The organism is Kribbella sp. NPDC058245 (assembly GCF_042882005.1).
Classification (GTDB): domain Bacteria; phylum Actinomycetota; class Actinomycetes; order Propionibacteriales; family Kribbellaceae; genus Kribbella.
In genome coordinates, this window is sequence record NZ_JBHVWY010000003.1 from 214,353 (window position 1) to 228,891 (window position 14,539).

At 68.1% G+C, this 14,539-nt stretch carries 13 protein-coding genes; 6 read left to right on the forward strand and 7 right to left on the reverse strand.

Translation table 11 applies throughout. From position 1 onward, the window contains the following. Window positions 1-5 precede the first annotated feature (5 nt). Window positions 6-623, forward strand: a complete 618-nt coding sequence (locus tag ACFVWG_RS07575) for a TetR/AcrR family transcriptional regulator (RefSeq protein ID WP_391542342.1) — start codon at window positions 6-8, stop codon at window positions 621-623. A gap of 53 nt (window positions 624-676) precedes the next feature. Here ACFVWG_RS07575 and ACFVWG_RS07580 read toward each other — a convergent pair whose 3' ends face one another. Both ACFVWG_RS07580 and ACFVWG_RS07585 read right to left on the reverse strand, forming a co-directional pair. Beyond that, a complete protein-coding gene (locus ACFVWG_RS07580; protein ID WP_391542343.1) occupies window positions 677-1,099 on the reverse strand; it encodes a DUF3592 domain-containing protein in 423 nt (140 codons plus the stop codon). Window positions 1,100-1,230: 131 nt separating this feature from the next. After that, a complete protein-coding gene (locus ACFVWG_RS07585) occupies window positions 1,231-3,075 on the reverse strand; it encodes a DUF5107 domain-containing protein (RefSeq protein ID WP_391542344.1) in 1,845 nt (614 codons plus the stop codon). A 78-nt stretch (window positions 3,076-3,153) separates the two neighbouring features. Between ACFVWG_RS07585 and ACFVWG_RS07590 the strand changes: the two genes are divergently transcribed. Next, window positions 3,154-4,809: an FAD-binding dehydrogenase gene (locus ACFVWG_RS07590; RefSeq protein ID WP_391542345.1), complete on the forward strand. Its 1,656-nt coding sequence runs from the start codon at window positions 3,154-3,156 to the stop codon at window positions 4,807-4,809. A 10-nt stretch (window positions 4,810-4,819) separates the two neighbouring features. Here ACFVWG_RS07590 and ACFVWG_RS07595 read toward each other — a convergent pair whose 3' ends face one another. Both ACFVWG_RS07595 and ACFVWG_RS07600 read right to left on the reverse strand, forming a co-directional pair. Beyond that, the gene (locus ACFVWG_RS07595) at window positions 4,820-5,695 is read right to left on the reverse strand and encodes a serine protein kinase RIO (RefSeq protein WP_391542346.1); all 876 of its coding nucleotides are present in this window, start codon (window positions 5,693-5,695) and stop codon (window positions 4,820-4,822) included. Between the two features lie 827 nt (window positions 5,696-6,522). After that, entirely contained in the window at window positions 6,523-7,104 is a 582-nt protein-coding gene (locus ACFVWG_RS07600; RefSeq protein WP_391542347.1) for an NIPSNAP family protein, read from the reverse strand. A gap of 60 nt (window positions 7,105-7,164) precedes the next feature. Between ACFVWG_RS07600 and ACFVWG_RS07605 the strand changes: the two genes are divergently transcribed. Beyond that, window positions 7,165-8,028, forward strand: coding sequence for a hypothetical protein (locus ACFVWG_RS07605; protein WP_391542348.1), 864 nt, complete (start codon window positions 7,165-7,167; stop codon window positions 8,026-8,028). Between the two features lie 18 nt (window positions 8,029-8,046). Further along, window positions 8,047-8,910: a Ku protein gene (locus ACFVWG_RS07610; RefSeq protein ID WP_391542349.1), complete on the forward strand. Its 864-nt coding sequence runs from the start codon at window positions 8,047-8,049 to the stop codon at window positions 8,908-8,910. On the opposite strand, the gene ACFVWG_RS07615 is transcribed toward ACFVWG_RS07610, so the two are convergent. Further along, window positions 8,907-9,539: a hypothetical protein gene (locus ACFVWG_RS07615; RefSeq protein WP_391542350.1), complete on the reverse strand. Its 633-nt coding sequence runs from the start codon at window positions 9,537-9,539 to the stop codon at window positions 8,907-8,909. The two genes, ACFVWG_RS07610 and ACFVWG_RS07615, sit on opposite strands and share 4 nt — an antisense overlap. Window positions 9,540-9,661: 122 nt before the next feature. Continuing rightward, a complete protein-coding gene (locus ACFVWG_RS07620) occupies window positions 9,662-10,945 on the reverse strand; it encodes an MFS transporter (RefSeq protein ID WP_391542351.1) in 1,284 nt (427 codons plus the stop codon). A gap of 135 nt (window positions 10,946-11,080) precedes the next feature. Between ACFVWG_RS07620 and ACFVWG_RS07625 the strand changes: the two genes are divergently transcribed. Next, window positions 11,081-13,186: a thiamine pyrophosphate-dependent enzyme gene (locus tag ACFVWG_RS07625; RefSeq protein ID WP_391542352.1), complete on the forward strand. Its 2,106-nt coding sequence runs from the start codon at window positions 11,081-11,083 to the stop codon at window positions 13,184-13,186. A gap of 48 nt (window positions 13,187-13,234) precedes the next feature. Here the strand turns inward: ACFVWG_RS07625 and ACFVWG_RS07630 are convergent, their stop codons facing one another. Next, window positions 13,235-13,732: a DUF1992 domain-containing protein gene (locus ACFVWG_RS07630; RefSeq protein WP_391542353.1), complete on the reverse strand. Its 498-nt coding sequence runs from the start codon at window positions 13,730-13,732 to the stop codon at window positions 13,235-13,237. A 94-nt stretch (window positions 13,733-13,826) separates the two neighbouring features. Here ACFVWG_RS07630 and ACFVWG_RS07635 point away from each other — a divergent pair, with 94 nt between their 5' ends. Continuing rightward, window positions 13,827-14,399: a hypothetical protein gene (locus ACFVWG_RS07635; protein ID WP_391542354.1), complete on the forward strand. Its 573-nt coding sequence runs from the start codon at window positions 13,827-13,829 to the stop codon at window positions 14,397-14,399. Window positions 14,400-14,539: the final 140 nt, after the last annotated feature.

Below are 14,539 nucleotides of genomic sequence, written 5' to 3' on the forward strand. Positions count from 1 at the left end.
GCCGAATGGTGACATCGGGGGCGTATCCGCTGCGCCGCACACCGACCCAGGACCGGGCCAGCCGCCAGGTCGAGCGCATTCTCGACGCGGCCTGTGCCGAGGTGGTCGAGCGCGGGTACGACGCGGCGTCGACGAGCGGGATCGCGAAACGGGCCGAGATCGCGGTCGGCAGCGTCTATCGGTACTTTCCGGACAAGCGCAGCCTGATCCAGGCGATCGAGCGGCGGAACCAGGCCCGCTACACCGAGGCGGTGAGTCTCCGGCTGGCAGAGGTGACCAGCTGGCGGCAGGCCGTCGACGTCACGATGAGCACGTTCCGCGAGATGCACCGGACCGATCCGGGCTTCCGGGCGGTCGTGCTGAGCGGATTGGGCGATCCGGATCTGGAGACCCAGCCAGGCGAGTACGACGATCAGCACGCGGGCGAATTCTCCGAGCTGCTGGCGGCCCGTTTCGGTGCGCGGGACAGCCGCGAATTCCGGCTGGCGGTCACCACCAGCATCGCCATGGGCGAGGCGCTGGCCCACCTCGCCGACCGGTTACCTGAGGCGGAGTCCGAGTCTGTGCTGAGGCAAGGGCTCCCAGCCCTCTACAGCCTGCTCGCTCCGCATTTCGCCGCCTGAATCACAAAACCCTCACCTGTGATCAGGTGAGGGACTCCGACGCGCGCGGGTCTTTACCGCTGGGGAAGCGGCTCTTCCGGAGAGGTCTGGCCGGCGCGCGGCCCGAGAGTGGGCCAGTGGGTGACGCGACCGGCGATCCGACCGCGACGTGGCGTGCGCACGTCGTACGCGACGATCACTCGATCGCCCTTCTGGTACGACGTCCTGCTGCCGACCGGAAGTTTGCGAGTGACCTCATAAGGTCCCTCACCCCGGCGGGTGTAGTACTCGACGTGGACCTCGGTGTAGATGGCCGGAGTCCCGTCCTGCAGGCGACCGTGCACCGGGCCGCGCACCCGGATCACCCGCCCCGCGGTCTTTTCCTCACTGCCCGAAGAGTTCGCCTCACGCCGGGAACCGCTGACCACATCCGCCACGATCATGGCGGTGACCAGCAGCACCAGGCCGAACCCACCGAGTAGAACGATGGTCAACATGGCACTCACCCCCGACGCGTCGCCCGCGAGCGACGCGGTCGTTGTCGAAATGACTGCGCGGCCTTTGCCGCACGACGGTGAGACGCCAGGAAGATCTACTCGGTTCCGGGTTCGGAGAAGAATTTGTCCCGTCAGCTTCCGCTCATGCCGAACTGGTACTCGGGAGGCACCGGGCGACCGGTCCCCAGGGCCTCCTCCGTCGCCAGCCAGTAGTCGGTCAGTGGGTTCGCACCCTCGCGCACCGTCGCCAACTGAATGCCTGCCGCCAGCAGTTCGTGGGCGGTCTGCGGGTCGCCGGACTCGAGCGCGGCCCGCACCCGGAGCAGCTGGATCCGCGGATCATCCGGCGCGCCCTCGAACAAGGCCGGATCCAATGACAACGTGAGTGCCTCGACCCGCAATTCGACGAGGTCCGGACGCAGCTCAACGGCACGTCGATAGGCGTCGAGGTCACCCGTCACGAACCCGATGTTGCGCAGCGCCCACGGGTTGTCCCCGGACTCACGCCACGCCTCCAGCGCGCCCGCCTCATCACCGGCGTAGTACCGCGCAACTCCGCGGTGATACCAGACCAGCCAGTTGTCCGCCGCCTTCTCCAACAGTTCCCGCCACGACACCAACGTCCCATCCGGTACGGCGTCCGCAACCGGCAACTGTCCATCCAGCAACGGCAACCATGCCCGTTCCCGCGCGGTCATCGTGTCCGGATCGAACGGCGTTCCCGCCGACACCGTCCACCCGGTCCGCGCCAATTCCAACGCGCCCCAGCCCGACCCGACCGCCAACCGCTCGGCCGGGACCGCGTCCACGACGGTCGACCACTCAGCCTCGCGCTCCGGCATCCCATCCAGAAGCGGACGCAACGCCGTACCGCCGGCTGCTCGTGCGACCTGCCAGTCGTCGTCGTGCGCCGCGACCGGGTCCGCCGACACTCGCCCGTACGCCTCCAGCCATTGCCAAGCAGTTGCCCCAGGCAACTTCAAGTGCTCCATCTGGGTCCGCGCCAGCCCCGCCTGGATCTCTGCATATCCAGGACCCTCGAGCCCCGGCGCCAGCCATTCCTGCCAGCGCCGACCGCCCGCGGCCTCACCCCAGACGAACAGCTTCCGGCCCTGCAAGCGCTCGGTCGACGCCTGCGCCAATCCGTTGCCCTCGGCATCGACTGACGCGATCCACGGCCGCTCGCCGGGCAGCGGCTCGAAGAAGAAGTCGACCGCCTTGTCGTGCCGGGTCGGATAGGTCAGTTCGCTCGTCACGTCGATCAGATCCAGCCGAGCGCCGTACCCGTAGCGCCACGCCTGATCCGCCGGCACCAGCACCCGCGTCCGCTCCGACTGCTCGACCGCGATGTTCGACCACCAGTACGCCGGTACGTCATGGTCGGCCGGATTCTGCAGCCGCACGCCGACGTACAGGAACTCGGAGTCGTCCGGCAGCCAGAAGTCGAGTTGGGTGATCAGGTTCCGCGTCCGCTCCAGCTCCCACAACCGCAGGATCGGCGTACCGTCCGGGCCCTCGACGCGGGCCGCGTGCATCGGAGAACACGTCCCGGTCCAGTGGCCGGTGCTCCCGACGTTCCACTCGACGCCGCCCGCGAACCACGCGTTGCGCAGCGCAAGGTTTGCCGCCTGGAAGACCGGGTTGCGGTAGAGCAGTTCCGTGTCGGTCGCCTTGTGCACGAGCGAGTAGAGCCGACCGCCAAGGCTCGGCAGTACGACGGCGCGGATGTGGTCGTTCTCCAGGACCAGCGACGGGAGCGCGGTCTCGACGAGCGTCCGGTCATAGCCGTCCTGATCCAGACACGGCAGGGTGCTGCGCAGGCCGCCGTACTGGATGTTCGCCTGCAGGTCGGGCGGCAGTTCGGCGAGGTTGCGGACCTCGTGCACCTCTTGATGGCTGCGCAGCGGCGGCAGCGGGTTCTCCCCGCCCAGGGCAGCGGCATGCAGCACGAGATCTTGCGCGGAAAGGATCGTCACACCCGACATTCTTGCAACTACGCGCATCAGAGTCCATGTCTACCTCAGGCCTGCCTACCGTCCGGTATACATGGGCGCATGGACGCCGATGTGATCGTGGTGGGGGCGGGACTGGCCGGGCTGGCAGCGACCGCGGAGCTGGCCGACGCCGGCAAGAAGGTGCTGCTGCTGGACCAGGAGCCGGAGGCGTCGCTGGGCGGCCAGGCGTTCTGGTCGTTCGGCGGGCTGATGTTCGTGGACTCGCCCGAACAGCGCCGGCTCGGCATCAAGGACTCGCACGAACTCGCGTGGCAGGACTGGCTCGGCTCGGCCGGGTTCGACCGGCTGGACGACGAGGACAAGTGGGCCCGGCAGTGGGCCGAGGCGTACGTCGACTGGACCGCCGGCGAGAAGCGGTCGTGGCTGCATGCCCAGGGTGTGCGGTTCTTCCCCGTGGTCGGGTGGGCCGAGCGCGGTGGGTACAACGCCGACGGTCACGGCAACTCGGTCCCGCGGTTCCACATCACCTGGGGCACCGGCCCTGGTCTGGTCGCGCCGTTCGAGCGACGCGTCCGCGAAGCCGTCGCCAAGGGCCTGGTGGAGTTCCGCTTCCGGCACCGCGTCGACGAACTGACTGTCACCGGCGGTGTCGTCGACGGCGTCTCCGGCAAGGTCTTGGAGCCGAGCAGCGTCCTGCGTGGGCAGGCGAGTTCGCGGACCGAGGTGAGCGACTTCGAGCTGTCCGCCCAGGCGGTCATCGTCACGTCCGGCGGTATCGGCGGTAACCACGATCTCGTCCGCGCGCAATGGCCGAAGCGGATGGGCGAACCCCCGAAGCGGATGATCAGCGGCGTACCGGCGCATGTCGACGGCCGGATGCTCGCGATCACCGAGCAGGCCGGCGGCCGGTACGTGAACCGCGACCGGATGTGGCACTACACCGAAGGCATCCAGAACTGGGACCCGATCTGGCCGATGCACGGCATCCGGATCCTGCCCGGCCCCTCGTCGCTGTGGTTCGACGCCACCGGGAAGCGACTGCCGGTCCCGCTGTTCCCCGGCTTCGACACCCTCGGCACGCTCGAGCACATCATGACCACCGGCTACGACTACACGTGGTTCGTGCTCACCCAGAAGATCATCGACAAGGAGTTCACCCTCTCCGGCCAGGAGCAGAACCCGGATCTGACCGGCAAGGACATCAAGGCCGTCCTCGGCCGGGCCCGCGGTGGACCGACGCCGCCGGTGAAGGCGTTCATGGACCGCGGCGCCGACTTCGTGATCCGCGACAACCTGCCCGCCCTGGTCCGCGGGATGAACGACCTGACCGGTGACAACCTGATCGACCTGGCCGATCTGGAGCGCCAGATCGTCGCCCGCGATCGCGAAATGACCAACACCTTCACCAAGGACCTGCAGGTCACCGCGTTGCGCGGCGCCCGCAACTACCGCGGTGACAAGCTGATCCGGGTCGCCACTCCACACCGGATCCTCGATCCCAAGGCCGGCCCGCTGATCGCCGTACGGCTGAACATCCTGACCCGCAAGTCTCTCGGCGGTCTGCAGACCGACCTGGACTCACGCGTCCTGCGCACCGACGGTACGCCGTTGCCCGGGGTCTACGCGGCCGGCGAAGTGGCCGGTTTCGGGGGTGGCGGCATCCACGGATACCGCTCCCTCGAAGGCACCTTCGTCGGCGGTTGCCTCTTCACCGGCCGTACCGCCGGCCGCGCGGCTGCCCAGGCCATCTCTTAACTCTGCTGCTCTAGAACACCATGCTGAGGAGATCGGCGAACAACTCCTGTTCGTCGATCTCCAAGCCCCGGCTGGTGAAGTAGGTCGCCATGTTGTGGCAGTCCCGGAGGAGGAACTCCATCCCCTTCGGGTTGCCGACGACATCGATCACCTGCGGCAGATCGATCATCACGATCCGCTCGCCCTGGGCCAGCACGTTGTACGGCGACAGGTCGCCGTGCGCGAGTCCGGCCCGGGCGAGTTCACGCATGGCGCCCCGCAGCTGCTCGAAGTACTCACCGAGCAGTTCCTTCGACGGGCGGACCTGGGCGAGCCGAGGCGCGGCACCGCCCTCACCGTCGTCGATGAACTCCATCAACAGCTCGGTCCCGTCGATCTGGACCGGGTACGGCACCGGAACCCCAGCCTTCCAGAGCTGGTTCAGTGCACCCCATTCGGCGCCGGCCCACTGCCCGGCCGCAACGCTGCGCCCGTGCTGGGTCTTCTTGGCCATGGCACGGCTGTCGCGGCTGTTGCGAGTACGACGGCCTTCGACGTACGACGTACTGCGGTGAAAGGACCGGTGTTCCTCGGTGCGGTACCGCTTGGCGGCGAGCAACGAGGACTGTGCGGGCGCATCGCCGATGGCTTCGACGGCGCGCTCGATCAGGAAGACATCAGCTTCCTTACCGGTTTTGAGGACGCCGAGCTCGGTGTCGATCGCGGCCTGTGCCGTCACCACCCACGAGGGGCGGGGCTCAGGCCCGCGAGAACCGCGCTCGACGTCCAGCCAGGTGGTCCAGCGCTGGTTGGGCGCCAGAGTTTCGTCGACCTGCTGGAATTCGAAAGAGTACTGATCTGAGGTAGCGAAGAAGTCAGATTCGGAACGAAAGACGTCTGAAGACAACGGAGGTGCTCCTGAAGCTCGAGGTGAGACTGACGCGGGCATGGCCCAGCACAGTGATAGCCATTCGTCAGCCCTCCTTAAGCCCAGGCAGCGCTCGTCGCCGCACGGTTCGCGATTCAGAATGCCTGGCCGCACCCAGGCGCGCAAACTATTTATCGACAGCCGAACACCAGCCCGCGCGCAGCGGCCTCCGCGCCGACTGTCCATTTGAGGGGATATCCGCTGAAGTTGCTGGTTCTCCCCTCGAATTTTGGGCTCTTCTGACTCATTCGTAGGTGGTACGGCGTACCGGTCTGTTCTCCGTGTGGTGGGTCAGTTGGCCGGCGTGCTGGTGGGCTGGCTGGGTGTTGTTCGACCGTTGGCGGTAGGTGACCTGGTTGCGGTTGTTGGGGTGTGGACAGGAAATGGGGACTGTGAACAAGGCATAGCTTGTTCAAGTCCCCGCGGGGTGTGCGCGCCCCCGGGTTGTATCCGGCGCCCGGGTGCCGGACCTGCGCCACCGTCCAACCTGCCGCGCGGCTACTCGTGCAGGTGATGCTGAGCCTGAACTGTCCAAGCCGCGCAGAGTTAGACGGTGCTGGCGGTCCGCCCTCGCCACCCCACACCCACTCTCCCCGCACTCGCGGATCGGATCGCCGGAGACCTTGCGATCGGACGGCAACCCGCCGGTCCGACAACGCGCGGACCACCCACACCTACGTCACAAGAGCCGATTTTTGGCTGGCGAAGGGCAGTTCGGGCGGATATCCCCTCAAGTTGTCGGCGCGATCAGCGCAGCTGTGATCGTGCGGTCGGCCCCAGCCGGAGCACCTGCCCATCCCACTCCTTCAAGACCCGTACGCCGAGTCGTCCGCGAACCGTGCAAGCCAGACGAGAACGGTGTCGTCGCGCAGCGGGAGCGCCGGGAAGTTGTTCGGTACGCGAAGGCTCCGGAAGATCGCGAGTGGGGAGATCCCCAGCTCGCCCAGCACCGGAAGCATCTCCTGCCGGAAGTGTTCCTCGAACCCGGCATCGGCCGGATGCACCATCCCCCCAACCACCGTGTTGGGAGCAACTGCAGTGCGCGGAGAGCTCACCTGCGGGTAGTCCGGGCCTAGGTGAATCGGCTCCAGCAACAGGGCGTTGTCGGAGTCGAGCATGGTTGCGTTGGCGGCTTCGGCGTGCGCGCGCCACGTTGGCCCGTAGTAGAAGGCCTTGAGGGCTTCGGCGCGGGCGTCCAGGCTGCGGAAGCCGCGGAGCCAGACGAACCGGTCAGGGTCGTCCAGGTCGCGGAACTGGCCGGCGATGTGCATTCCGCACACCTCCTGGCCTTCGACGAAGTGTTCGTCGAACAGATCGATCAGGGTGTCGCGCTGCCCTGGGTGCAGCGTGTACTGGCGGAGGTCGGCCACGGAGCAGCATTCGTTCACCGCGCGAGCCAACCACGTCAACCTGCCAGAACCTGTCAGCTTTCGGGTAGCGTCGGTCGGGTGGACTTCGAGGAGGCGGCGGACCAGCTGTACGCGAGCCCGGCGGCCGACTTCATTGCGACGCGCAACGAGCTGGCCAAGGAGCTGAAGGCTGACGGTGACCAGCTCGCCTCGACACGGCTGAAGGCGCTGCGGAAGCCGACCGTCGCCGCCTGGGTGACGAACCTGGTCGCGCAGCACGCGGCGGACGATCTGGACGACCTGATCGCCCTGGGCGACGAGTTCCGCGAAGCGACCGCGGACATGGACGGCGACCGGCTCCGCGAGCTCACACCGAAGCGCCACCAGTTGCTCGACAAGCTGGTCAAGGAGGCCGGTCGGCTCGCCAAAGAGGCCGGTCAGAAGGTCAGTGCGGATGTCACCCAGAAGCTCCGCGAGACGCTCGATGCCGCGCTCGTCGACCCGGCCGCGGGCGACGCCGTACGGGAAGGGCGTTTGAGCAGCGCGCTCCGGCATGTCGGTTTCGGGGTCGTCGACGAGAACGGTGAGCCCACCAACGTCACTCCGCTCACGGACGAGCGTCGCGAAGCGGCGCGGGCTCGCCGCAAGACCCAGCAGGCCGAGGAAGCCGCCGACACCAAGGCCGAGCAGGAAGAGGACCGCGCCCGCCGCGAGGCCGAGGAACGCGAGGCCGCCGCCCGCGCCGAGGCCAAGCAGGCCTTCGAGGCCGCGGTCAAGGAGGCCCAGGCCGCGGAATCGCGCGTCGAGGATCTCGACAAACAACTCGACGACGCCCGCGAGGCGCTCGCGGACGCGCAACAACTCGTGCACAACCTCGGGGCCGAGCTCGACGAAGCCCGCCGTACCGCCCGCGACGCCCAGAAGGAGAGCCGCGAGGCGCGCAAACGCTACAACCGCATGTGAGGTGGGTACCGGGCGCGCATGGCGCGTTCGATCTGGAGCGGTTACATCACCTTCGGGCTGGTCTCGGTACCGGTCGGGCTGTACAGCGCGACCGAGGAACACGAGCTGGACTTCCACCAGTTCCAGCGCGGTACGTCGGACCGGATCCGGTACAAGCGGGTCAACGAACGGACCGGCCGTGAGGTCGCGTTCGACAAGATCGTGAAGGGTCACGACCTCGGCAACGGCAAGTACGTCGTGGTCGAGCCGGCCGAGCTGGACGACATCGCCCCGGGCAAGTCACGCTCACTGGAGATCGACACCTTCGTCGACCTGGACGAGATCGACCCGATCCACTTCCAGAAGAGCTACTACCTGGGCCCGAAGGAGGGCGACAACGCCTCGTCGTACGGGCTGTTGCGGGACGCGCTGGCGAAGACCAACCGGGCCGGGATCGCGAAGTTCGTGATGCGCGGCAAGGAGTACCTGGCCGCGATCCGGGCGCAGGACAAGGTACTGGTCCTGGAGACGATGTACTTCGCCGACGAGATCCGCGACCCGGTGGCCGAACTGGAGAGCCTGCCGGCCAGGTCCCGGGCGGGTAAGCAGCTGACCATGGCCGCGGATCTGGTCGAGGCGATGAGCGGCGAGTGGAAACCGTCGGCGTACAAGGACACCTACACCGACCGGGTGAAGAAGCTCGTCGAGACCAAGCGGAAGGGCAAGGAGGTCGTCTACTCCGAGGAGGAGCCGGAGGCGACCACCCCGACCGATCTGGTCAGCGCGCTGCGCGCCAGCGTCGAGGCTGCCCGCAAGTCCCGCGCCTCGCGCACGACCAAGAAGAAAGCCGCACCCCGGAAGAAGGCTCCGGCGAAGACTTCCGCGAAGAAGAAGGCTTCTTAGGACCCGCGGGCCATCAGGTAGGTGGTCGGGTCGGGCGGTGCACCGGCGTCGAGCCAGCGCTGGAAACCGACCGGGTTCCGGCGCTCGAACTCGTCCAGGCAGATCCGCCGCACCTCGGCGACCGCCTGCCGATCGCGCATGTCCGCGCCCATCGCCAGCTGACCGGCCGTCTCGACCCAGACATCGCACAGCTCGCTGATGCTCAGCGGGCACTGCAGCGACGCGATCAGCGCCTCGTCCTGAAGGAACTGCTCCTCGGTCAACCGCCGGATCCGGCGCTGCCGCCGCGTCGGCCGCTCGCGACGCTCCGGTACGACGAGATCGATCAGCACGAAGACGACCGCGCCGACGAGCAGCGTCGCGGCACCGAACGCGCCGTCCGCGACCAGGCGCACGAGCCCGGGCAGGCACAGCACGCCCACCGCGGCGAGCCCGGCGACCGTGATCGCCGAATAGTCCGGGGTGTCGTCGACAACGTTCCGAATGACCGCGGCCAGCGGCCAGACGATCAGGAACACGACCCCGAGCAGCAGCGAGGCCCCCATCGGGCCAAGCAGCAGTACGCCGGTGAGTGCCCCAACCGTCCCGGCACCCAAACCGGCAGCAACCACCACCCGCTGCACACTCACAGTGACGCCCACCTCACGTAAATCCCACCCACTACTCCATAGAACGAGCGGCCCTATCCCACCGTTCCCCAAACAAAGACGTCTGGAACCTCGCGAAAGGTTGTCATGGCCGATCGTGCAGATCAGGCGGGCGCAGGCTCCGGAGCGGGATCGAGCGGGTTCGCCAGCTCGTCGGAGGGCAGGCGACCCCAGTAGACGACCAGGACGCAGATGAGCGCCGGCCCGACTCCGGCGATGACGAAGACGGCGGGGATCCCGATCAGCGCACCGGCGGGACCGGCCAGCGCCATCGAGACCGGCATCAGCAGCAGCGAGACGAAGAAGTCGAGGCTGGAGATCCGGCCGCGGAGCTGGTCGGGAACCCGGCGCTGGAGCAGCGTGCCCCAGATGACCATCGCCGCCGAGCCGGTCGCACCGACCAGCGCGGCACCGACCGCCATCACCCAGAGGTGCTGAGCCACGCCGAGGACCACGATCGGTAACGCACCGAAGCCCCACATCAACGTCATCACGGTCAGGTAGCGCCGCGGCAGACTGCGCGAGGAGATCAGTAGCGCACCGATCGCCCCGCCGATCCCGAAGGCCGCGAGGACCAGGCCGAAGTCACTCGGCCCGCCGCCTAGTTGATCCTTGACCGCGAACGGCAGCAGCACCTCCAGCGGACCGAGGATCAGCAGCACGAACACCGTGCCGAACAGCAGCGACGCCAGCAACCACCTCGTCCGCCGTACATAGGCCCAACCCTCTCGGAGATCTGCAGCCATCGCTCTCACGCCGGTCACCCGATCCTCGGCGGGCTCGGTCGGCTCAGACGCCGGGATCCGCATCGCCAGCACGCAGCCGGCGGAGAAGAAGTAGGTGAACGCCGTGATCAGGATCGCCAGCCCCGGCGACATCGCGGCGATCACCAGACCGCCGAGCGCAGGCCCGGTCGCCTGCTGCGCCAACGGCCGCAGCGTCCCTTCGAGCCCGTTGGCCGCCAACAACTCCTCGGCAGGCAGCAGCTTCGGCACGAGCGCCGTGTACGCCGGGATCAGGAACGCCTCGCCGGCCCCGATCAGCACGGCCGCTCCCGCCAGATGCCAAACCTCGAGCAGCTCAGTCAGCGCGAGCCCGGCCACGACCAGCAGCACGCACCCACGCACGACATCGGCCGCCACCATCACCAGGCGTTGCGACAACCGATCGGCCGCGACCCCACCGAACAGGACGCAGACAACCAGCCCGATGCTGTACGCCGTCGTCACCACCGACAGCTGAACCGGCCCACCACCGAGCTCGATCACCTGCCAGGCGAGCGCGACCAGCCACAGCCCGCTCCCGAGCAGCGCCACCGCCAGCCCGATCCAGAGCAGCCGGTAGTCGCGGTGCCGCAGCGGTCGAACCGCCTTCCACCCCGCGCTCATGATCGCCTCCTCCACGCTCTCCGGCCGATCGTGCCACCCGGCACCGACAGAATATGACCGGCCCGAGCTGTGGTCTCGGCGTTCTTCCCGGATCATGTATTCAATGAGGACCTTCACGCCGCGGGTGAGCACCCCATGATCGGCGTAGACGAGCGGTTCGCTGAGCGTGTGCGCGCCCTCAAACCCGCCCCTTGCGACTACTCCGCAGACCTGCTGCGCAGCCTGTACGACGCTCAGCTCGGCAGCCGGCACGCGGATCTCGCAGCCCGGTGGATGCAGGCACAGGGCCACGGCTTCTACACGATCGGGTCAGCCGGTCACGAGGGCAACGCAGCCGTTGCTGCAGCGCTGAGGCCGACCGATCCCGCGCTGCTGCACTACCGCTCCGGCGCGTTCTACCTGGCCCGCGCTGATCAGTGCGGGGTGAAGGACGGGCTGCGCGACATCCTGCTCGGGGTCGCCGCCGCGACCACCGAACCGATCTCGGGCGGCCGGCACAAGGTCTTCGGCCGCCACGACCTGGCGATCATCCCGCAGACCTCGACGATCGCGTCCCACCTGCCCCGCGCGATGGGGGTTGCGTTCTCGATGGCCCGGGCCGCGAAGCTCGGCGTACCGTCGCCTTGGCCCGCGGATGCGATCGTCGTGACGAGCTTCGGTGATGCGTCGGCGAACCACTCCACGGCGACGGGCGCGATCAACGCTGCTCTGCATACGTCGTACCAGGGCATGCCGATGCCGCTGCTGATGGTCTGCGAGGACAACGGGCTCGGCATCAGCGTGCGGACGCCGGACGGGTGGATCAAGCAGGCCTACGGGTCGCGGCCGGGGCTGCGATATTTCGATGCCGATGGCACCGATCTCGTCGCGACGCTGACGATGGCGATGGAGGCGGCCACCTTCGTACGGCGGAATCGGCGGCCGGCGTTCTTGCGCCTGCGGACAGTCCGGTTGCTCGGGCATGCCGGGTCCGACGTTGAGGCGGCGTACCGGAGTACGGCGGAGGTCGCGGCCGACGAGGTGTTGGACCCCTTGCTGGGGACTGCGCGTCGTCTGCTCGGCGCTGGGCTCAGCGCTGACGAGGTGATCGATCTCTACGAGGACAAGCGCTCCGAGGCGATGCGGATCGCGGCTGAGGTCTCCGGCCTGCCGCAGCTGTCTTCGGCCGAGGCTGTCGCTGCTCCGCTGCGCTTCCCCGATCCAGTGGCCGTCGCCCACGCACTGCCGCAGCTCACGCCGGCCACGGAGCGGTTGACGCTCAGCCAGTCCATCAATCGCGCCCTGAGCGACGTACTGGCGTCTTATCCGGAGGCGATGGTCTTCGGCGAGGACGTCAGTCGCAAGGGCGGCGTGTACGGCGTGACGCGTGGACTGCAGAAGACGCATGGCGCAGCCCGGGTCTTCGACACGCTGCTTGATGAGCAGTCGATCCTTGGGCTCGCACTCGGGGCTGGTGTGTCCGGGCTGCTACCGATCCCGGAGATTCAGTACCTGGCCTATCTGCACAACGCCGAGGATCAGTTGCGCGGTGAGGCGGCGTCGCTGAAGTTCTTCTCGCAGGAGCAGTACGCGAACCCGATGGTGTTGCGGATCGCGGGCTACGGCTACCAGAAGGGGTTCGGCGGGCATTTCCACAACGACGACGCGATCGGCGTACTGCGTGACATCCCGGGTCTCGTGATCGCGTCCCCCTCGCGACCGGATGACGCGGCGGCGATGCTGCACGCCTGCGCGGCCGCGGCGCGTTCGTCGGGCACGGTCAGCGTCTTCCTGGAGCCGATCGCGCTCTACCACCGGCGCGATCTGTACGACGAGGCCGACGACGCGTGGCTCACGCCGTACCCGACCTCGCCGGTGCCGATCGGGCGCGGTCGGACGTACGGCGGAGGCACGGAACTGACGTTGGTGACGTTCGGGAACGGCGTACCGATGAGTCTGCGCGTGGCGGCGCGACTGCCCGGCGTACGGGTTCTCGATCTGCGCTGGCTGGCGCCGTTGCCGGTGGAGGATTTGTTGCGTGAGGCAACAGCCACCGGCCGCGTACTCGTGGTCGACGAGACCCGGCGATCCGGCGGCGTCTCCGAAGGCGTGCTCGCCGCCCTGATCGACCACGGCTACACCGGGCGCCTGGGCCGCGTCACCTCAGCGGATTCCTTCGTCCCACTCGGCGACGCCGCACGGCAGGTGTTGCTCAGCGAAGAGACGATCGAGTCCGCGGCGCGCGCGTTGCTCACGACGTAATGCCCGGTGCCGGGTGGAGGCCGCCCCGCCCCACCCGGCATCGGGAGTTCAGCTGAAGATCCGCTGCCAGATCGACTTCTTCTTCGACGGTACGGCGGACTCCGCGGCCGCGCGCGCTGCGGCGCGGCGGCGATCCTCCAACCACTCCTCGTGGTCCACGCGCCACTGCTTGAGCGCCGCCTCGGCGTCGACCTTCCCGACCGGGATCACCGGGCCGGTGGTATCGCGGATGGCGAGCACGATGCGCTGGTTCAGGTCGGCGAGGTAGTCGCGGACCTCGGACTCGCGGCGCATCTTCGCGACCTTCTGCCGGACCTCTTTCTTCTCCTTGCGGAGCAGCATGGCCGGCGGCAGCAGCGCCTCGGTGTCGATGTTCTCCCGGCGGATGAAGTCCTTCACCCACCAGTCCGGGTCGTGCTGGTCCGCGAGCTTCAGCGGCTTCCCCGCGCCGACCAGGTCGTCGAACTTGCCGGCCTTCTCGGCCTCGCTCAACTGGAGGTCGATCCAGTCCTGCATCGACATACTGGGGGGCTTGCGGCTGGTCATCGTCGACACCTCCACGGTTGCTCCGGGCGTCCATTCTAAGCGCTTGTGAATGCAATCACAAGAGGGTGCTGGACGCCGTCGGGATACTGGAAACGTGAGCCTGACCGACGAACAGATCGCCGCCCTGACCCCGGCGGAGCGCCGTGAGCTGATCCTCCGGCTGGCCCCGCGCCCGGCCGGCGGACCCTCGGTGCGCACGATCAACCGGATCCGGAAGTGGCGGACCCTGCTGATCCTGCTCGCCGCGCTGGCCCTGATCCCGTGGACCGTCTACCTGGCCGTCACGCTGCCCAACCACTACGTCGCCCGGCACTGGGTGGCGACCTGGGTCGGCTTCGACATCATCCTGCTCGCCTCGCTCGCCCTCACCGCGATCGCCGGCTGGAAGCGCCGCGTGATCGTCTTCCCGACCGCCGTGGTCTCCGGCGTCCTCCTGCTCTGCGACGCCTGGTTCGACGTCCTCACCAGCCAGCGCAGCGACCTCATGCAAGCCCTGCTCAGCGCGGCCCTCCTCGAGATCCCCCTGGCCATCATCCTGATCGGCGGCCCGCTCCGCGTGATGCGCCACATCGCCCTCCGCTACGGCATGGTCAACTCCCCCACCCGCTTCTGGCGCCTCCCCCTCCCCGTCCCTGAGCTCTACGCCAACCGCAAAGTCCCCTCCTGACCCTCCCCATTTGATGGGCTGACCCACCACTTTGGTGGGCTGACCCACCACCGTGCGGGAGGGCCCATCGCATGCCGTGAGCCCACCCACACCCCCATGGGCGGCCCCACCAAATCGCGTCTCACCTATCACCATCTGAT

Bases quoted from the DNA above. Each gene is read 5' to 3' on its own strand.
- ACFVWG_RS07630 (WP_391542353.1), bottom strand. From the start codon at position 13,732: ATGACCAGCCGCAAGCCCCCCAGTATGTCGATGCAGGACTGGATCGAC.
- ACFVWG_RS07575 (WP_391542342.1), top strand. From the start codon at position 6: ATGGTGACATCGGGGGCGTATCCGCTGCGCCGCACACCGACCCAGGAC.
- ACFVWG_RS07625 (WP_391542352.1), top strand. From the start codon at position 11,081: ATGATCGGCGTAGACGAGCGGTTCGCTGAGCGTGTGCGCGCCCTCAAA.
- ACFVWG_RS07610 (WP_391542349.1), top strand. From the start codon at position 8,047: ATGGCGCGTTCGATCTGGAGCGGTTACATCACCTTCGGGCTGGTCTCG.
- ACFVWG_RS07590 (WP_391542345.1), top strand. From the start codon at position 3,154: ATGGACGCCGATGTGATCGTGGTGGGGGCGGGACTGGCCGGGCTGGCA.
- ACFVWG_RS07620 (WP_391542351.1), bottom strand. From the start codon at position 10,945: ATGAGCGCGGGGTGGAAGGCGGTTCGACCGCTGCGGCACCGCGACTAC.
- ACFVWG_RS07580 (WP_391542343.1), bottom strand. From the start codon at position 1,099: ATGTTGACCATCGTTCTACTCGGTGGGTTCGGCCTGGTGCTGCTGGTC.